The organism is Planktothrix sp. PLAVEN19ND, assembly GCF_057220675.1.
Genome location: NZ_CM170132.1, coordinates 1,579,838 through 1,599,426, shown reverse-complemented (window position 1 = coordinate 1,599,426; position 19,589 = coordinate 1,579,838). Strand labels below are relative to the sequence as shown.

At 41.7% G+C, this 19,589-nt stretch carries 17 protein-coding genes; 5 read left to right on the top strand and 12 right to left on the bottom strand.

Features of this window, described 5'->3' with window-relative positions:
* Positions 1–3 precede the first annotated feature (3 nt).
* The 3 genes from AC2D3N_RS06760 to hypD all read left to right on the top strand — a co-directional run bounded on the left by AC2D3N_RS06760 (position 4) and on the right by hypD (position 3,337).
* Positions 4–1,344: an adenylosuccinate synthase gene (locus AC2D3N_RS06760; RefSeq protein ID WP_079679609.1), complete on the top strand. Its 1,341-nt coding sequence runs from the start codon at positions 4–6 to the stop codon at positions 1,342–1,344.
* A gap of 446 nt (positions 1,345–1,790) precedes the next feature.
* A complete protein-coding gene (locus tag AC2D3N_RS06755) occupies positions 1,791–2,147 on the top strand; it encodes a hypothetical protein (RefSeq protein WP_484693165.1) in 357 nt (118 codons plus the stop codon).
* Positions 2,148–2,221: 74 nt separating this feature from the next.
* Positions 2,222–3,337 carry a hydrogenase formation protein HypD gene (gene hypD, locus AC2D3N_RS06750; protein ID WP_484693164.1) on the top strand — a complete coding sequence of 372 codons (1,116 nt, stop codon included), beginning with the start codon at positions 2,222–2,224 and terminating at the stop codon, positions 3,335–3,337.
* 36 nt (positions 3,338–3,373) lie between these two features.
* On the opposite strand, the gene AC2D3N_RS06745 is transcribed toward hypD, so the two are convergent.
* The 9 genes from AC2D3N_RS06745 to AC2D3N_RS06705 all read right to left on the bottom strand — a co-directional run bounded on the left by AC2D3N_RS06745 (position 3,374) and on the right by AC2D3N_RS06705 (position 11,344).
* Positions 3,374–4,219 carry a M56 family metallopeptidase gene (locus AC2D3N_RS06745; protein WP_484693163.1) on the bottom strand — a complete coding sequence of 282 codons (846 nt, stop codon included), beginning with the start codon at positions 4,217–4,219 and terminating at the stop codon, positions 3,374–3,376.
* Positions 4,219–4,641, bottom strand: coding sequence for a BlaI/MecI/CopY family transcriptional regulator (locus tag AC2D3N_RS06740; protein WP_079679410.1), 423 nt, complete (start codon positions 4,639–4,641; stop codon positions 4,219–4,221). The genes AC2D3N_RS06745 and AC2D3N_RS06740 overlap by 1 nt, the downstream gene beginning before the upstream one ends.
* A 170-nt stretch (positions 4,642–4,811) precedes the next feature.
* Positions 4,812–5,147 (bottom strand): cytochrome c6 PetJ, encoded by a 336-nt coding sequence (petJ, locus tag AC2D3N_RS06735; protein ID WP_079679412.1) that lies wholly within the window; start codon positions 5,145–5,147, stop codon positions 4,812–4,814.
* A 202-nt stretch (positions 5,148–5,349) separates the two neighbouring features.
* Positions 5,350–7,251: a hypothetical protein gene (locus tag AC2D3N_RS06730; protein WP_079679414.1), complete on the bottom strand. Its 1,902-nt coding sequence runs from the start codon at positions 7,249–7,251 to the stop codon at positions 5,350–5,352.
* A 31-nt stretch (positions 7,252–7,282) separates the two neighbouring features.
* Positions 7,283–8,236, bottom strand: coding sequence for a lysylphosphatidylglycerol synthase domain-containing protein (locus AC2D3N_RS06725; protein WP_200816767.1), 954 nt, complete (start codon positions 8,234–8,236; stop codon positions 7,283–7,285).
* A complete protein-coding gene (locus AC2D3N_RS06720) occupies positions 8,236–8,646 on the bottom strand; it encodes a lysozyme inhibitor LprI family protein (RefSeq protein WP_484693162.1) in 411 nt (136 codons plus the stop codon). Before AC2D3N_RS06720 ends, AC2D3N_RS06725 begins: the two co-directional genes overlap by 1 nt.
* An 80-nt stretch (positions 8,647–8,726) precedes the next feature.
* The gene (rodA, locus tag AC2D3N_RS06715) at positions 8,727–9,980 is read right to left on the bottom strand and encodes a rod shape-determining protein RodA (protein WP_079679418.1); all 1,254 of its coding nucleotides are present in this window, start codon (positions 9,978–9,980) and stop codon (positions 8,727–8,729) included.
* 24 nt (positions 9,981–10,004) lie between these two features.
* On the bottom strand, positions 10,005–10,355 hold the full coding sequence (locus AC2D3N_RS06710; protein WP_484693161.1) for a VOC family protein: 351 nt from the start codon (positions 10,353–10,355) through the stop codon (positions 10,005–10,007).
* A gap of 80 nt (positions 10,356–10,435) precedes the next feature.
* Positions 10,436–11,344, bottom strand: coding sequence for a tetratricopeptide repeat protein (locus AC2D3N_RS06705; RefSeq protein WP_079679422.1), 909 nt, complete (start codon positions 11,342–11,344; stop codon positions 10,436–10,438).
* Positions 11,345–11,655: 311 nt separating this feature from the next.
* Between AC2D3N_RS06705 and AC2D3N_RS06700 the strand changes: the two genes are divergently transcribed.
* Positions 11,656–12,708 carry a hypothetical protein gene (locus tag AC2D3N_RS06700; RefSeq protein ID WP_484693160.1) on the top strand — a complete coding sequence of 351 codons (1,053 nt, stop codon included), beginning with the start codon at positions 11,656–11,658 and terminating at the stop codon, positions 12,706–12,708.
* A 119-nt stretch (positions 12,709–12,827) separates the two neighbouring features.
* On the opposite strand, the gene AC2D3N_RS06695 is transcribed toward AC2D3N_RS06700, so the two are convergent.
* From AC2D3N_RS06695 to pds, 3 genes are all read right to left on the bottom strand, one after another.
* Entirely contained in the window at positions 12,828–14,003 is a 1,176-nt protein-coding gene (locus AC2D3N_RS06695) for a homocysteine biosynthesis protein (RefSeq protein WP_484693159.1), read from the bottom strand.
* Between the two features lie 273 nt (positions 14,004–14,276).
* Positions 14,277–15,203, bottom strand: coding sequence for a 15-cis-phytoene synthase CrtB (gene crtB, locus AC2D3N_RS06690; protein ID WP_079679427.1), 927 nt, complete (start codon positions 15,201–15,203; stop codon positions 14,277–14,279).
* 30 nt (positions 15,204–15,233) lie between these two features.
* On the bottom strand, positions 15,234–16,670 hold the full coding sequence (gene pds / locus AC2D3N_RS06685; RefSeq protein WP_484693158.1) for a 15-cis-phytoene desaturase: 1,437 nt from the start codon (positions 16,668–16,670) through the stop codon (positions 15,234–15,236).
* A gap of 272 nt (positions 16,671–16,942) precedes the next feature.
* Here pds and AC2D3N_RS06680 point away from each other — a divergent pair, with 272 nt between their 5' ends.
* A complete protein-coding gene (locus tag AC2D3N_RS06680; protein ID WP_484693157.1) occupies positions 16,943–19,576 on the top strand; it encodes a cation-translocating P-type ATPase in 2,634 nt (877 codons plus the stop codon).
* The last annotated feature ends 13 nt before the right edge of the window (positions 19,577–19,589 follow it).

Genomic DNA, 19,589 nt, shown 5'->3' with positions numbered 1-19,589 from the left:
CTCTTGGCTAACGTAGTTGTTATCGGTGCCCAGTGGGGCGATGAAGGAAAAGGCAAAATAACCGATCTGCTCAGTGGTTCAGCAGATGTGGTTGTCCGCTACCAAGGTGGCGTAAATGCAGGTCACACAGTTGTTGTGGACAATCAAACCTTCAAACTGCACTTGATTCCTTCAGGCATCTTATATCCCGATACCGAGTGCATTATCGGTTCAGGAACCGTCATTGATCCCAAAATTTTAATTGAAGAACTGGATCAACTGGAGTCTCTGAAGATTTCCACCAAAAATTTGATGATTTCCCAGACAGCCCATGTGACGATGCCCTACCATCGCCTCCTGGATCAAGCATCGGAAGAACAACGGGGATCTCAAAAGATTGGGACAACGGGCCGGGGAATTGGCCCGACCTACGCCGATAAGTCTGAACGCACGGGTATTCGGATCATTGATTTGATGGAAACCGAGAGTTTACCCGATCAGTTGCGCTGGACGATTAGCAATAAAAACGTTATTCTCGAAAAACTCTATAATCTCCCGCCCCTCGACCCGGAAGCGGTGATTGCGGAGTATTTGCGCTATGCAGAACGCTTGCGTCCCCATGTTGTTGATGCGTCACTAAAAATCTACGCGGCGGTGCAGGATCGACGGAATATTTTATTTGAAGGGGCACAAGGAACCCTGTTAGATTTAGATCATGGGACGTACCCCTATGTCACATCTTCTAACCCGGTTGCAGGTGGCGCCTGTGTGGGTACGGGAGTTGGCCCGACAATGATTGACCGGGTGATTGGGGTGGCGAAAGCCTATACTACCCGGGTCGGAGAGGGGCCATTCCCGACGGAAATGGTGGATGGAATTGGCCAGGTCTTGTGCGATCGCGGTGCAGAATTTGGAACCACCACCGGACGTCAACGCCGTTGCGGTTGGTTTGATGCGGTGATTGGCCGTTATGCTGTCAGAATTAATGGTTTAGACTGTTTAGCCATTACTAAATTAGATGTTTTGGATGGCTTGGATGAAATTAAAGTTTGCATCGCCTATGATATTGATGGAAAACGGTGTGAACATTTCCCCAGTAGTGCGCGAACCTTTGCCCGGTGCGAACCCATTTATGAAACGGTTCCAGGTTGGAAAGAATCCACCGCAGACTGTCGGAAATTAGAAGATTTACCTCCAGCCGCACTCAGTTATTTGAAATTTTTGGCGGAATTAATGAAAGTTCCGATCGCGATTGTTTCTTTAGGTGCGAGTCGAGATCAAACTATTATTGTGGAAGATCCGATTCACGGCCCGAAACGGGCGCTATTAGACGCAGATGGACAACCCATCACCGTTGGCGGTTAATATCTTTTTTTGTGATTCCCTGGTTTCGGCCGGGGAATACTTTTTTCAGGTTAGAGCTACATCTAAAACTGCTTTTGTCCATATTTAATCGAAAATTCGACCGTCTTTAAAATTTAGATAAAACACTAAAGGGGGTCTTAAATGTCTAATTTCATGTCCGATGAAGATAGAATGATAGAAATATATATTAAACATAGAAATTTAAAGAGATTTGTTATAAAAAAGTTAAAAGAACAAGGAATAAGTAGGTAGGCGAGAATATCCCACCATCCCAGTGTGGCTGAAAGGTATTTACAGCAAGGGTTTTCCCTATCTAAATAGTTAGGTTTAATTACGCCTACCTACTTAAATTGTCAAGAAACAACTAAAAATGAATTGCCTATGCAGAAATCCCTGAAAGCGAGTTCATGGAATCTGAAGTAGAGGAGGAAGGATAATGTTAGATATTGTGTTTCTATCCTGCTAATGGTGAGTTATCTTATTCTGTTGATGTTTCAGAAGAAATTTATCAATGGTTAGCGAAATCCGAATTCTCTAAAATTGGGAAGTCGGTATTGCGAAAAATGGAGATTGATGGAGAAACAGAAAAACTATTTTTGGTTAAGTTAGGGAAAGACACTCGCAAAAAGTTCAAGAATTTTTTTCGAGATGTGATCACCCAAGAAAGTGATCAAGTGCTAACTCAACTTGGCGATTCTCCCTCGAAACAGGAGTATCAACAGGCGACATACCGCTTAAAAATCCTGCAAGAACTCCGCAAGTACATCGAAAATCAGGATTATCTGTATTTGCAAAGATGTTAGCTTTCATTCCGTGGCAGAGCCAGGGAACAAGTGTTAATATAACGATAATTGATTGATTAGTTATAAAAAATATTATGAAATTTGTTGACGAATACCGGGATGGAAAACTCGCTCAGGATTATGCCAAAGCGATCGCATCAATCACCACAAAACCCTGGAAAATTATGGAGATTTGTGGAGGCCAAACCCATTCTATTGTTAAATATGGAATTGATGAACTTCTCCCCTCAGAAATTACCTTAATTCATGGCCCTGGTTGCCCCGTTTGTGTCACCGATATTAATATTATTGATCAAGCTATTGCCCTCGCCTCTTTACCTAATATTATTTTTTGTTCCTTTGGAGATATGTTAAGGGTTCCGGGGAGTGAAAAAGACCTATTAAGTGTTAAAGCTACCGGGGGAGATATCCGAATTATTTATAATCCCTTAGACTGTTTAAAAATTGCCCAACAAAATCCCACAAAACAGGTGATTTTCTTTGCCGTTGGCTTTGAAACCACTGCCCCAATCACCGCCATGGCAGTCTATCAAGCCCAGCAACAAAATATTAATAACTTCTCCCTTTTAGTCTCCCATGTTCTGGTGCCTCCGGCGATGGAAGCCCTCTTATCGAGTCCGAATTGTCAGGTGCAAGGGTTTTTAGCCGCGGGTCATGTTTGTACCGTCATGGGATATAAGGAATATGAACCGATTGTTGATAAATATAAGATTCCAATTGTGGTGACAGGGTTTGAACCCATTGATATTTTACAAGGAATTTATTTATGTATTCAACAACTGGAAAAAGGAGAATATAAATTAGAAAATCAATATAATCGTTCCGTGCGTCGAGGGGGAAATGAAACCGCTCAAACGATTATTCAAGAAGTATTTGAAATTGTCCCCAGGGAATGGCGAGGACTGGGAGAAATTCCCCAAAGTGGGTTAGGAATTAAACAAAAATATATTAATTTTGATGCTCAAAAACGGTTTAATTCTCAACAGTTAATTCCCGTTTCTTCCCCCTGCCAAGATTGTATTAGTGGTGAAATTCTCCAAGGGATTAAAAAACCCCAGGAATGTCCGGTTTTTGCAACCCGTTGTACTCCCGAACATCCTTTAGGGGCGCCAATGGTTTCCTCTGAAGGCGCTTGTGCCGCCTATTATCGCTATCGTCAACAAACTAAAATCCCTGTCCTCCAAGGTTAAAGGAGGAGGTTCAGGGTATTCAAATAATTGGTGTAATTAGGAATAATGGAAGGGGACGGTAATCCAAGGTAAACAGACCCAAAATAGTAATATCCAGACCCACCATCCCCAGGTTAAAGGAACAGAATCTTCCGTTAAAATTGCATCTATTCTTTCCTCTAAACGACTACTCCGAATCGAACAACTAAAGGATAAATTGCCATAATCCGGGGATTTAAACGGAGCTTTGGCGAGATATAATAGGGATTCTGCTAATACTAATGGGTCAACTTGTTGGGTTGCATAACGATCAGCCCGCATTTCCCTTAATAATAGTAACTCTTGCCAGAGTTGGTTGGTATTAGGAAGCCAACAGGTTAAAGTTTGTAGCCAACCCAAGGTAAAAAACCAAAAAGTATCTCGATAGTTTAAATGGGCTTGTTCATGGGCAATCACTGCTTCTAAATGAGTCTCATCTAAGAGGTTTAATAATCCTTGGCTGACTACCAATTCCGGTTGCCAAAATCCAATTTGAGCACTATAGGGAAAATCATCTTCTAAAATTCTCGCTGTTTTTCCCATAACAACCTGTTGAGATAAGCGATGAATTCGGCATTGAGATTGCCACAATTGACCGATTAACTGAATAACCGTTAATATTCCCCAACCGACAAATCCCAAAGCCAAAAAATAACTAAACCAACTGGCTTCAAGTCCCAACATTTCCCCCTTTGTTCCCATCGATAATACCGCCAAGGCTGTCATTAACAAAACCAAAGGCGGACAGACAAACAAAAATAGAGATTTTTGCCAGCGTTGCTGCCAACTTCCCCCTTGAGGTAAGGGGATAAGTCGCAAACCAACCGCGCATCCTAGGGCGAATAAAATAATCATTAAGTGCATTATTGTTGTCCCTCCCGTTGGCGACGAATAGCATCAAGGCGTGAGGCAATGGCATCAATTTGATCTAAACTTGCGGTATCCAAACTATCAGCAAAAGAAGCAACTATATCGGGATTACCTATGGCTAAAAATCGATTTAAACGATCATAAGCTAAAATAGCCTGGGCTTGTTCACGGGTGACTAAAGCTTGCCAATAAAAAGCCCGTTCCTGTTTATTGCAAACTAACCAACCCTTATCTGTTAAACGACGCAATACGGTGGTTACTGAAGTATAGGCTAATTCTCGGTTCGGGTCAGATAAAATCCGTTCATGGACATCTTTCACCGTGGTTATACCCAATTCCCAGACTATTTCTAGGATTTCGGTTTCTAAAGGGCCGAGGGAAAGTTGCCGAGGACGATAATTAGGCAGAGGAGCCATAGAGAATCCATAAAAATACTATTATTGAATTAGTGTAATAGATGATTTGAATAAAAATCAAGTTGTTCTGATTTCTCCACTCAATATCTAAAAACAGAAAACCCCCCAAACTCTAATTAATTATAGAGAGTAAGAGGTTTAACTGTATTAAAATTCAGGGTTAATTTATATTACTTTTTCCATTCTTTATCCGCTTGAGCTAATACATAAGCTGCAACATCAGCAATTTGATCGTCTTTTAAACGACCTTTGAAACTGGGCATTGCAGCTTTACCATTTGTCACTTGGGTTTTGATTTTCTCGACATCATACATCCCATATTTTTCGAGATCGGCTTTTTTCAAACTTTTCGCAGCATTGATCAGGTTTTTACCCCCAGCATGACAAGAAGCGCAATTTGCTGAAAATACTTTAGCCCCACTTGCTAAATCGGCGGCGAAGGCATTAGGAACAAAACTTAAAACAGTTACAGCAATGATTAACAAGGCTGAGATTAACTTTTTCATCAATATTCTCCTGTGAGGAAATTTAATCAATTATTCTATGGTGCAAAAGGGTTTTCCCCTTGTCAAAAGACAGGCCGTCAAACTTGTCCAGCTTTAAAATTTAACTTCATATTAATTAATGAAAATCAAACAAAAAAAGTAGTATGGTGAGTGCGCTTCCCTTTCGCAACTCCGATCAATTAAAAATCATTAATATAATCCTTCAATCTGGACTAGGAGAAATCTGTTGAATTTCTTCAATATTAGCCGTTTTAATAATTTGTTTTGCTGCTAAATCTTTAACGCGATTAGATTTTAAACCTTCTAACCACTTAACTAAAATTAGTTCGGCATCATCAACAATTTGTTCTTTTTGTAATTCCATTCTTAATGTATCTACAAACTGTCGTGTTAAGCGTTTTTGTAACTGCATAGCGATAAAATCAGGGGGTTTATTTTTCCCGGCTTCCAGAGATTTTTTAGGACTTTCTGAAATGGTAATTGCAATCTTTTTCACAACACTATCAGCAACTTGTTGAGGCAAATGTCCGATCAAAGGAATTTTATTTAATCCTTTATAAATCAGAGACTGTTGAATAGAGTTAGTGACTTGATAGTGTAGGTAAGCCTCTAATTCAGGACGAATGGTGGGTAAAACTTTAGAAATTGTAATCTCAACAATTTGGTTGGAAATTCCGGGGGGAGACTGGGATTCAAGTTCAATAGCTTCTAAGGAAATCGATTGATAGGAGGAAGGCGGATTAACTAACTTTTTCAGGCTTCCTTGTTTAACAAAATTTTGAATTTTATCAACCCCTTGATTGACTAAAACTTGAACTAATTCCTGAGCAAAACTATAGATTATTTTTAATTTTAGGTAATCAATCGTCGGTTGTAAACTCGGAAAATTGGCTCGATTTAAGTGATAAATGGCTGAAATAAAACGCAAAAATAATAATTTAGGAATTAACAAAAATACATAATACCATAATTTTAAAATTGCCTCCCTTAGTGTTAGTTGAGGTTGGCGAGACCGGAGGACATATATTTCCATTAAAAATATTAAGAAAAACAGGTTGATCCAAGGTAAATCAATCAACCAAAATCGATTCACAAATTGACCATTTAAACTCAATTGTCGAAAATAGAATGACTCCATTAAATCTTGAATGTCATTTTCAAAAAATTCGAGTTCTTTTTCCCATCCTTGTTTTTCTAAATTTTCCACACTCCAAAAGACATAAAAAGCCTGTCTGGAGGATCGATCTGACCAAATTAACTCAGGGGCTAAAAAATTTAACAGTTTAATTTTATATAAAAATTTTAGAGTCGGTGTTAGCCGGGTTGTTACTTTGGGATCTCGGCTATAGATATGATCAATCATGCGATATTTCGCTGCGGTTAATGGCCCCAAATTATGTTCTAATTGTAAGAAATAACTGCGGTCAATAATCTTAGCACTTGATTCTCGAAGTTCTTTAAGTAAAGCCTGGGATTTAGGTGTATCCAAACCATTGTATTTTAAATAAACTTTTAATTCTGAAACTTTAACTAAATAACTTTGAGTTAATCGATCGGGTTCAATCCCTTTAATGATATCATAGGTTAAACTGGGTTCATTAAATAAAATTAAAAACCTGATATTTTTATTAAAAAAATCTAACTCTTTTTGCCATTGTTTTTGATTGAAAAAACTGGGACTCCAGAATTTTTCTAACGCTTGCTGAAAATTATTAATTTTGACATGATTCTGAAAGCGATTTTGAATTTCTGCTAAAGTTCCATAGGAATTGAGAACCCGAAACGGGGGATTTTCTATCAATAATTCTAAACTAGACTCACGAATATCGGTTAATGCTAACTTAACTTCTTCAGACTCAATTCCAAACTGATTAATGGTTTTTTCCAGTTGATCAACTTGCTGCAAATATTGATTTTTAGGTGTATTTTCAGATTGGGTTTGATGTTGACTCCATTGTAAATAAAATCGACGAAGTTTAATATAACTTAAATCAAAAACAACTAAACAAAAATTAGCTGTAACAATCAGAGCTAAAATTCTAGCGACGAGGAGAGATAAACCTGTGCGTTGAGTAGAAATTGGGGGTTCAAATTTCGTCGTCATAGTCACCTGTAGCGAGTAAATTTTAAACGGCTTAGTGATGCTTTTTTAGTTCATTAATTCCTAGTAACACAGTTGCTACAATCATGGGAAGTAGATAATAAATAGCGCGATAGGCTAATAAAGATCCTAAAACATTAGCTGGATTTACTTCTGAAGAAACCAAGGTTAAAACAACGGTTTCAAAAACCCCTAAACCTCCGGGAATATTACTAACCATACTAGCCGTCATTGCTAATAAATAAATGCTAAAACAACTCAGATAAGAAGCGGTGCTACCTTCGGGTAATAATACATATAAAACCCCGGCAGCAGCCCCCCAATCTACGGAGGCAAAAGCAATTAAAGCCAGTGAAACACTCACGGTAGGAAAGTTTAATTCTAATTGTCCAAATTTGATAGGTTTATGATTAAAACTCGCCCATAATAGATAGACTCCAATAATTAGGAGAAAGATGATTCCCACAGGACGAACTGATACAAATGGTAAATCTAAAATACTGGGAACTTTTAAGGGGGTTAATAGAAAAACTAATCCACAGACTCCCAATAATCCCAACCAAAATGTTAAGTTAGTAAAAGCAATTACCTGGGCAATTACACCTGGAGGAACACGCCACCTTGAATATAAGCGATAACGAACAGCACTCCCTGTTAATAGGGCAAACCCCACATTATTACTAATGGCATAACTGATAAATGCACCGATGCCGATCTTAACGTAATTCAGTGAAAAACCGATATAAATAAACGCTAAAATATCATAGGCTGTGGTCATCAAATAACTGAGTATCATCAGGGCAATTGCGCCTAACCTATTAATTTTAGGAAGATTAGATAGACTAATCAAAACATCATCTATAGAATATTTTTCCAGCTTTTGGCTAATGGCCCAAATCGAGAGACAAAATAGAAAAAAGCCGAGAATAGAAGGCACAATCTTACGCATTCGATTCATCTCGGAATTTAACCAGGAACTGGTGGACATTACTTAATTTCAGCTAAATAGTTTTGTAAATCTTGAACTCTTTGCTGAGTCACTTTTGCTAAACATTGGGTTAAAAATAAAGGTTCTGCCGTACCTCCTAACACTTGACTCGATTCAAAACTACAGGTTTTGTCTCGAAAGGAAATCCAAGCCTTTTGCGCTTCAATTAAACGTTTTTTCCGTTCTGGGGATAATTGACCGATAAGTTTTTGGTAAGTTTGATTCAGCTTTTGATCCGCTATTTGATATTGATCAGAGGCACATTTTCGCATTTCTAAAGTATTGCCATCGGGCCGACACTGAACAGTTTGGGCAATTAATATTTCAGGTGCAGCTAAACTCGGATATACAAAAACCGTAAAGTTAGCAATTATAAACAATAGAAAATAAACTTGTAATATTTTTCTCATAGGGTTAAAAAAAATGTTGTTTAAACAAAAAAGTATTAAATTAAGACAATAATTCCTATAGGTGTCAAAGGTAAAATTGCTTAAAACTTAATCCTTTGTCGATAGTTGGCGACCGATTGTACAATTCCAATGGCTATCCAATTACTCAATAATGAAGATCGACCATAACTTAAGAAAGGCAAAGGAATTCCGGTAACAGGTGCTATACCAATATTCATCCCAATGTTAACAAATACCTGAAATAATAACATACAAAGGACTCCAATAGCAATCAAAGACCCAAAAGAATCCTTAGCAGTTTGGGCAATAATCACTAAGCGTAAACAGATAAACCAAAAAATAGCTAATACTGCAATGCAACCGATCAAGCCCAACTCCTCACCCACGGCGGAAAAGATAAAATCCGTATGTTGTTCAGGAATAAAATTCAATTGAGTTTGAGTCCCATGATTAAGTCCCCGTCCATATAATTGTCCGGCACCAATCGCAATTCGAGACTGAATTAAATGATAACCACTCCCCAAAGGATCTTGCTCAGGATTCAAAAACCCAATCAGTCGCATTTTTTGATAATCTTGCAACACATTCCAGAGGATATGGCTTAACTCCCCGGCTGCTAAATTCACTAATAGGGCTAAGGGGCCAGTGAGCCATCGCCAGGGAAGACTCCACCAACCGACAAAACCCATTAATATAGCCCAGACAATTCCCGCTGGAAAATAGATATTAAAAACAACTGCCGTGATTACCGGAGAAAGCAGCAAAATTAGCCAACCCGGATGAATATTACCCCAATACATCATCCCCAAAGTAATCGCACCAAACACCAAAGAAGTTCCCAAGTTAGGTTCAATAAAAACCAGCCCCCAAGGAACAGCAGCGATCGCTAAAATCCGAATCATATCCCTCAAATTTGGAGTTTTTAACTCTTGAAGTAAAGCCGCTAAAGTAATAATAATTCCCACTTTAGCAAACTCCGAGGGTTGGACATGAAAACCCGCAATATTAATCCATCGTTGCGCCCCTAATGCCGTTGTCCCAATAATTTGTACCGCAATCAACAACAAATTTGTGATTCCATAAATCACCCATTTCCACTGAATTAGACGTTCATAACGACAACGGGAAAAAATTAAAGCTAAAGTAAAACCAATCGCTCCCGTCACCCAATGTTGCCACCAATCAGTTAAACCTTGGTTTAACTCCACACTGCGGATCATAATTCCCGCAAATACGGTAAGGAGAAGACAGGCTCCCATCAGCCACAAATCCGCCTCCGCCCAGGCATAAAACATTGAACTCCGGCGACTTCCCCATCGAATTTTTTGAAACATAGTTTTTACTTAAAACACTATTACTTATTTAATGGGTTCATACAGGTATTCAAAGCCATTTCCGTCAAGATCTCGCCCATAAAAGGAGGCCGTACCATCCCGATGTTCATGAATCGTTGTAACGGGAATCCCTTGGGCCTTTAGGCTGTGATAGGCACTTTCCATTTCAGTGCGATCACTAAATACAAAACCAAAGTGAGGGCCAGCCTGGTCATAACCCGGACTCAGTAAAGCTAATCCGTCCTCACCCGCTTTTAAATAAGCCCAGTCTGCATCCTTCCAAACCAAATCCATCCCTAATTTTTGATAAAATGCCACGGACAAGTCAATATCATTTACACAAATGGCAACATGGCCTAGACGTTTCAAGTTCATGATTAGATTGAAAAAATTAATGTTTCCCTAACTCTATTCTAGGGAATTAGAACTAGATTTTGGAGGAGAAAGCCACCAGTTTACTCCGCCGGTTTTTTAGGTGCGGAATTAGCTTCCGGTTTAGTTTCTAAAGCATTAGGAGAAACCGGTTCAACCGACTTAGCTGGAGCTATACCAATACCAGCTTGTTTTTGAATTTGATCTTTATAAACTGCTGGGGCTAAATCCACCGCCTTAGCGAATAAAGGTTCCGCTTCTCCCGAATTTCCCTGTTCTTTTAAAACTAGAGCTTTAGCAAAAACTGGACGAAAATCTTTTTCATCATTTTTGATCGCTTCATCATAAATAGCGATCGCCTCATCATAGCGTTTATCTTCAGCATAAACCTGTCCCAAAATTAACTGCACCGACATTTCATCAATCGTATTAGGTACAGTTTGATTCGCATTCGCCGCCGCTTTGAGGGTATCCTGTAATAATCCAATCGCCGCTTCTGGACGTTTTTGTTGTAAGAATAAATTTGCTAAACCTTGCAAAGCTTGAATATCTCCAGGTTGACTGGCTAAAACCGTGCGATAGGTTTGAGCCGCTCCTTCTTGATCTCCGGTATAGGCTTTCGCCTGTGCCAATAAAATACTGTAGCGTGTATCTTCAGGATGTTTTTTCGCCAGTTTCTCTAAAGGTTCAATCACATCCTTCATTTCGGCCTGCTTAAACCGAATCAGTTCTAACCTCGCTTGTAATAAACCCTTCAAAGCCGTTTCGTTATCGGGTTCTCGCTGCAATACTAACTCATAACCCCGGGCTTGTGCTTGTAAATCCGATTGTTTACCCGCTTGAGCCGATTGTGTGGGAGTGGGAGTCGGTTGTTGTTTCGACTGATTGTTCTGGACAATCCCACTAATCAGTGGCCCCATAGAAAATCCCACAAAGGCAATCACCGCTAAAACCAAGACCACACTAATTAACCCACGACGTTTATCTACCATGAAACTCAATCCTGTACCTATGAGGCCAACTTCCTTGCAGCTAATATGTTAACAGAAACAGTTCCTGTAGAAAGTCCTGGGTTTATCCAATCCGCATGGGGATTCAGTACAATAAGCAAGTTAACCCGTATCAATTTTGATTGCAACGGCCGCCTCCTGCTCAAGCAGGGGTGCAAATGTTGAAATGTCCTGATAGTGTTGATCCTTGATTTAAGTTTAGTATAAAGCCCCGGATCAATTTTTAAAGAAAAAGGGTTTTTACTCGCCGTGTCCTTGCTCCCATAAGGGATATGTCTCCGCTAAGAGGTGTTATGAGTCCTTCTCCGAATCGTTCCTCTCGATCCAAACGTTCTTCAAGCTCAACTCCAGCCAGTGAGCCCGCCGTGAATATGTCTCAAGATGTCTCCATTGATACACCGAACGAAAGTGAAAGTGTAATTGTAGAAACGCCAGAAACGCCAGAAGATCTGTCCCAGACGAGCCTTGGCACGTCTGAGCCGGATCAAATCGATGAAACCGCAGAATCAGAGCCAGATGCTCTCGACTCGATCGAGCGACTCTGGCAACATCCGATTCCGCCCCCCAGCGAAGCCCGTCAATATCGAGCCATTGGATTAGTTCATGGCCGATATATTGCTTCTGCGGATCAGTTTACCCAGGGAACTTTACTCACCAGTGAGGGGAAACTACTCGATGCCGTGTTATTGGGTCGGGTCATGAGTTTAGTGAAAAAACATATTGACTTAGATCAAGATCATCTTTGGGTGGTTTATCCCCGTACCCGCCAAGAAGAAGATAATCTGCACGTTCAAATTATGGGGGTTTGGGAACCCCAAACCCTGAGATCCGATGAATCACCCGAGGATTCCACCGCCGTTACTTCTGAAACTCAATTAGCAGCATCAGAGGAGAAAACGGGAGCTTTGGCGAATGTTCAGCCGGGCTATTTTTCCATTCGGGGTGAAGTGGTTTATCAGTCTCAAGAAGTTGAGAAGTATGTGATTGTTAAAATTCGCCAAGCTCCCCGCAAAGATAATGATAAACCTAAGTTTTTTAAGCTGAAACTCCTAGGGATTGCTGGGATGAGAGCCGTTGGTCATTTCTGGGATTTACACGTTCAGTTACAAGAAGATTATTTAGTCATCCAAGAAAGCCATGATATCGGCATGATTCCGACTAAAAAACGCCGACCTCCGTTTCAAAAAGGAGGCCCGAGAAGACCATCCGGTCAAGGTCAGTTTAACGCTGGATCTTCTCATCCTCCCTATAAACCCAAATTCCCATCGGATGATGCTCCGCCCCCGGCGCGTCGAGAACCAATTCCTAAACCGTTAAAACGCAAATCTTCCCCGGAAGAAAGCTAAAATCAGTGATCAGTCATCAGTTATCAGTTATCAGTTATCAGTTGTAGGGGCGGGTTCATCAAAAGGCGCGGTAATTAACAAAAATCTAACAGAACCCGCCCTTACCCGTTATCAGTAATTCACTCTAAACTAATTTGAGAACCCCAAGTATTTTGGGGAATAAAGGAACGATTGTCAGAGATGGGAGCCACGGGTTCTGTGAGGGTAAAATTGCCGGATTCAATCCATTTTTTTAACTCTTGGGCAACTTCACGGGAACGGGAAATACTGGCGAGGGGGGCGGTTTTGATGGTTTTGCCTTCTAGGTCAATTCTGCCTTTTTTCAGTTGGCTATAAGTCACTAAACCAAAGGTAGGACGCACCCGCCGAGGAATCGCAAAATCAATCACAGGTGCCACAATATCTTGATCGGAAACGGCACAACGAACAATCACCTCTTGATTCAAAACTGGTAACGGAATTCCCACCCCTAACATTAATGAAGGGCCGTAGTTTTTGAAATAACAACCCCGTACCCAATAGGGATTCATTTGTTTTGCATCTCCAATTAATGCTAGGGTCGCCGCTGGGCCGATGGGAGTCCGATTTTCTAAGCGTTTTTGTAGGGGAAAATGTTGGGTTCCTTCCCAAGTAATATAGCCAATTCCTCCTCCGATAAAAATTTTAGTTCCAATGCCAATTAGTTGTAAATCAGGATCGTTGAGCAGGGGGTTTAAGGCGCCAGGATTAGAATAAACCGCATTTCCTAAATAGGGTTGTAGGGGGCCGAGATAAGTATATAGAGGGCGATCGCCTCCATTCACCCCCACAATAAAATTTTGATAGAGATTGCGGGGATTAAATAGGTAAAACTGGTTAATTGTATCTCGGGTGATTGTGGTTTCAAAGGAGTTACGAGGATAACAGTCAGAAACCACCCCAGAGGCTTTCAGATGAATCGATTTTCCCGCAATTAAATCTTCAATCACATGACCTCCACCGCGTTCTCGGGTCTCCTCCGAGTCTTCGATCATTTGCGCCGCACCCAAATATAAATCTACCGCTCCAAAACCACTATAGGCTGGAACTCCATCTAACCAACAGGTTTTAATATTAATTGGGGGGTCGGTATGACCTAAGTTAATCACAGCACCGGAGCCTTCCATCGGTTCAAAGGTTCCAGTAGTAATCACATCAACCTGTTCAGCAATTTGGGCTATATTGTCCGGGGTAACTCGGGCTTTGAGTTCTTCTACCGTCCAAACAACGGCACGATTTTGAATAATTTTATCATTAATTTCAGCAATAGTTTTCATTAGTTTTGGGTTCGAGAGTTAAGAATATCTTGAATTAATATTTCTGGCTCTTAGGTACTGAGTATGCTAGATTAGTTTTTGAAGGGAGCAGACAACCTTTGTTGACTTTTTCAGAGTACAAAACCGTGGGTTGTGTTCGGCATCGCGCACGCAGCAGAACGCCCAAAATAACAATAATTCTACACCTTAATATCCCCCTATACTATAAGGAGGATGTCTAATCGTCAGAATCCCGATTTAGTCCAGGATCGAACCTAAGCAGTAAAAAGTAACTTATAACACCTTGGCTCTTAATAACGCAATGGGTAGTGAGATCATTTTACGAACTTTAGGAACATAAGCCCGTTTACTAAATACATCATAGTGATTGCGTTCAATCGCATCTAAAATTTGTCGATATAAAATTAACGCCGTCCAAACTGGCCAGCGAATATCCTGATTTAAAACACTAATTCCTCGTTCGGCTTCCGCATAGAATTTCCGCGCCCTCTGAATTTCAAAGCGCATTAATCCCTGCCAACGCTCATCCACAATCCCCTTTAATAAATCCGCTTCTGTATAATTAAATAACGCTAAATCATCTAAGGGTAAATAAATTCGGCCCCGTCGCGCATCTTCCCCCACATCCCGCAGAATATTGGTGAGTTGATTGGCAATTCCTAAAGCAATCGCTTCTTGATTCGGAATTATAATTTCTGGGTTAGGATTCCAAGGAGTCGCCAGAGGAGGTTCTATACCCATCACCGCCGTTGACATTAACCCCACCGTCCCCGCCACCCGATAACAATAGAGTTCCAACTCCTGAAACGTCTGATAACGGTTGCGGTATAAATCCATCCGTTGACCCGCAATCATATCTCTAAAGGGTTGAATATCCAAAGGAAAACGATGGAGGGTATCCACCAAAGCCACATCCACATCATCCTTTGGATGTCCAGCAAATACTGCTTCTAGGTGTTCTTCCCAACGATCTAAGGTTTCCTCCGTCGTTGTCGCTGCCATTGGCCCATCGACTAACTCATCAGTTCGACGACACCAAACATAGATGGCCCAGATAGCCCGACGCTTGGCCTCTGGCATCAATTGAGTTCCTAAATAAAACGTTTTGGCATACTCCGCAGTAACCTGACGGCAGAGTTCATAGGAGTCTTCCAAAGATGCCAGAGTTCTCATGCACGGAGTTTTAGAAAGTTGTAGCATTCGTTGTTCTGCTGACCGACAGTGGATAAGCTAGGAAGGGATAGGAGTTGGGGAAGCAACATCAGCCTCGGGGGTCGCTAAAGCCGGAAAACGATCAGAAGTGAGATCTTCTTGAATCGCCTGTGCAGTTAGCTTACCAGAAAGCACAGCCCCTTCCATACTGGCGAGATAACGCTGCATCGTGTAATCTCCACTCAAATAGAAATTAGGGATTGGCGTTCTTTGGGAGGGACGATGGGCTTGCCGTCCCGGGGTGGCTTTATAAACCGAACGGGGGGTTTTCACAACGTGGGATTTCAGCAATTTGGCTTTGTGGGGAATTTCCTCGGGAAAGAGTGTTTCCAACTCCGCCATCGTCGCGGCCACGATTTCCTGATCCGATTTACTAATCCAATCCTTTGCCGGAGCCAATACCAATTCCAACATAGAACGGTCAGGATGGGAATACTCTTTACAGGTATTACTCATATCCGCATAGACGCTGAGTAGGGGAGAACGGGAAAACAGCAAATGGTCAACATTTGTTAACTTCCGATCAAACCACAAATGCACGTTAATCACCGGAACCCCTTCTAAGCCCTCTAGCTGTTTAAAATAGTCCATTTGTTGCCAAGGCTGGGGTAACATCACCTTCAGGGGGTCAACGGGCATGGCGCAAACGTAGAGATCGGCCGTTAATACCTCGTCGGCGGTATCCTCTAACCCGCGAATTAAGAACCCGGCAACAGTTCCATCTGGGTTGAGTAAAAATTCCTTGATCGGAGCATTCAAACGCACTTCTCCCCCTCGCTCGGTGATGTAATCAACTAAAGGTTGACACAGACGTTCCGTAGGAGAGCCATCTAAAAATGCCATTTTAGAGCCGTTTTTTTCTTGGAGAAAACGGTTTAAGGCGGTTAAAATTACCGTTGAGGAGATTTCATCAGGATTGATAAAATTCAGGGCTTTGGACATGGCAATAAACACTTCTTTCTCAACCCTGGGCGGAACATTCTGGAGTTTCAGCCATTCGGAAAAAGAATATTTATCCATTTCTTCGACATATTTTTGACCCTGGAGCATGGCGGGAATTAATCCCAAACCAAACCGGATTTTCTCCGGCCAGGTCAACATATCATTATTACGAAGAATAGCAACCATCCCGTTAATCGGGGCGGGAAGATCAGGAAAATCAAACCGAGAATAAGTTCCGGGTTTCTCCGGTTGGTTGAAGATCATGGAATGTTCTTTCCATTGCAGCCGATCTTCGATGTCCAATTCTTTGAATAACTGCAACATATTCGGATAGGCGCCGAAGAAAATATGTAATCCGGTTTCGTACCAGTCGCCGTCTTTGTCTTTCCAGGCTGCAACTTTCCCCCCCAAAACGTCCCGTCGTTCTAACACGATGGGAGTGTGACCAAGATCGGTGAGATACTTGGCACAAGCCAGTCCCGCTAAACCTGCTCCAGCGATCGCAACTCGCATCAATAACCCTTGGTAAATGTTTTCTTAATGTTTTTTCTGATTATACGTTACATCTTGTTACATTCAAAGGAAACCAAGTCAAAAATTCCGACCGGAGGTGTTGGAGGTGGACGGTTGACTGTGGGGGTCGATTCTCAAGAAACGGTGTTTGGGGCAATTTCAAAATTTAAACAGAATAAACATTTATATCACCTCACGAATTCCTCAAATTTGGCATTTAACATCAACTGGAATTGGTCTGTTTTTTAGATTTAATGGGAAAAAACGGGATTATGATTTCACCATTTGATATTAATACCGTTACTGGCCTATCTGAACAAGATGCGATCGCGCGGCTGAAAGAGGAGGGCTACAATGAACTCCCCTCGGCGGGATCTCGTAATCTTTTCTCGATCGCTTGGGAAATTATCCAAGATCCGATCTTCCTATTGCTAGTGGGAGGCGGAGTCATTTATTGGGTTTTAGGTGACCTACAGGAAGCTCTGATTTTATTAGGTTTTGTCTTTTTTATCACCGGAATTAGTCTCTACCAAGAAGGTAAAACCGAACACGCCTTAGAAGCCTTACGGGATCTTTCCAGTCCTCGCGCCTTGGTAATTCGAGATGGGGAGCGAAAACGGATTGCCGGGCGAGAAGTGGTTCGGGGAGATACTTTAGTCTTAGCAGAAGGCGATCGCGTACCTGCGGATGCGATTGTGCTTTCTTGCTCAAACCTCTCCACCGATGAGTCATTATTAACTGGGGAATCCCTACCTGTACGCAAAGTTGCCGCCGTGGGTAACGTGGAGATGGCGCGTCCGGGGGGAGATGAGTTACCCTTTGTATATTCTGGCACGTTGGTAGTTCAGGGACAGGGAATTATTCAAGTCCAAGCCATCGGCGCTCAAACGGAGATGGGCAAGATTGGCAAGGCTTTACAAACCGTCAAGCCAGAAGCGACCCCCTTGCAACGGGAAATGAATCAGTTAGTCAGCCGTTTGTTTGGTATCGCTTTATCCCTGTGTGTGGTGATTGTAGTAATTTATGGACTGACGCGAGGAGATTGGCTGAAAGGATTTCTGGCAGGAATTACCTTAGCCATGGCAATTTTGCCGAATGAATTTCCGGTTGTTGTCACCATCTTTTTGGCATTAGGAGCTTGGCGAATTTCTCAAAATCAGGTCTTAGCCCGTCGCACTTCGGCGGTGGAAACCTTGGGTTCCGCAACGGTTTTATGTGTAGATAAAACTGGGACGCTGACTCAGAATATTATGGCTGTACAACAACTATTTGCCTATAACCAAAAAGAAGATCCTCAGCCCTATAATTTAGAATTAGATTCAAAAAAACCGCTTCCAGAATCGGTACATGAATTAGTAGAATTTTCTATTTTAGCAAGTCAAAGAGATCCCTTTGATCCGATGGAAAAAGCCTTTAAACAATTGGGCGAGCGCTCTCTCGCAGATACCGAACATTTACATAACGATTGGAAACTGTTGCGAGAATATCCCCTCTCACCGGATCTATTAGCAATGTCTCATGTTTGGCAATCAGCCGATGGTAAACAATATGAAATTGCTGCCAAAGGAGCACCAGAAGCGATCGCCGATCTCTGTCATTTTACCCCCGAACAACAGCAAATTCTGGTAGGGCAAATTACTAAAATGGCAGAGCAAGGATTGCGGGTATTAGGTGTTGCCGCATCATCTTTACTTGATGCGCCACCCCCATTTTTACCTCCCCATCCTCCGGTGAGTCCCGATCATTTACCCGATCAGCAACATGACTTTCCCTTTCAATTTCTAGGATTAGTGGGACTGTCCGACCCAGTGCGTCCAACCGTGGCGGCGGCGATTCAAGAATGTTATACCGCCGGGATTCGAGTCGTGATGATTACCGGGGATTATCCGGCCACGGCTCAAACCATTGCCCGTCAGATTGGATTGATGCAAATGGGGGCGATTTTGACTGGGGCGGAATTGGATGGGATGAGTGACGCTGAACTTCAGGAGCGGATTCAAAGTACGAATATCTTTGCTAGGGCAATTCCCGAACAAAAATTACGGATAGTTAATGCTTTAAAATCCAAAGGAGAAGTCGTTGCCATGACCGGGGATGGCGTCAATGATGCCCCGGCTTTAAAATCAGCCCAAATCGGGATTGCCATGGGTGAAAGAGGCACGGATGTGGCTAGGGAATCGGCGGCGTTAGTGTTATTGGATGATGATTTTTCGTCAATTGTGCAAGCGGTTAAACTGGGGCGGCGAATTTTTGATAATCTTCGCAAGGCTATGGCTTATCTTTTAGCAATTCATATTCCGATTGCGGGGATGTCTTTAATTCCAGTATTGTTTAAGTTGCCATTAGTATTACTTCCGGTTCACGTTGCCTTTTTACATTTAATTATTGATCCAGCTTGTTCAATTGTGTTAGAAGCTGAACCCGCAGAAGAAAACGTAATGAAGCGTCCTCCTCGCAATTCTAAAGATCCTTTATTTGGTAGGAAAACTGTGGGTTTGGCGATGTTACAAGGGGGAGCAATTTTAACGATTGTTCTCGTAATTTTTGTGATTTCGCTATATCGCGGACAAGGGGAACTTGATGCCCGGGCGTTAACGTTTACGGCATTAATTTTGGCAAATTTAGGACTAATTTTGAGTGAAAGTTCTTCGCTGCCCCTGAGCTTAAAAATACTGAAATCCCCTAATACTGCCCTTTGGTGGGTTATGGGTGGAGGAATATTTTTTCTGGCGATGGTGCTTTATGTTCCCTTCTTGCGTCAATTGTTTAGCTTCTCTTTTCTGCATCCAATTGATATTGCTATTTGTCTACTGGGTGGCGGGATTAGTTTAGTCTGGTTTGAACAGTTAAAGTTACTTAATCAACCCCAAGGAGTTATTAAATCTAAACCAGGAAGACCTGTCTAAGAAAATCTATAGG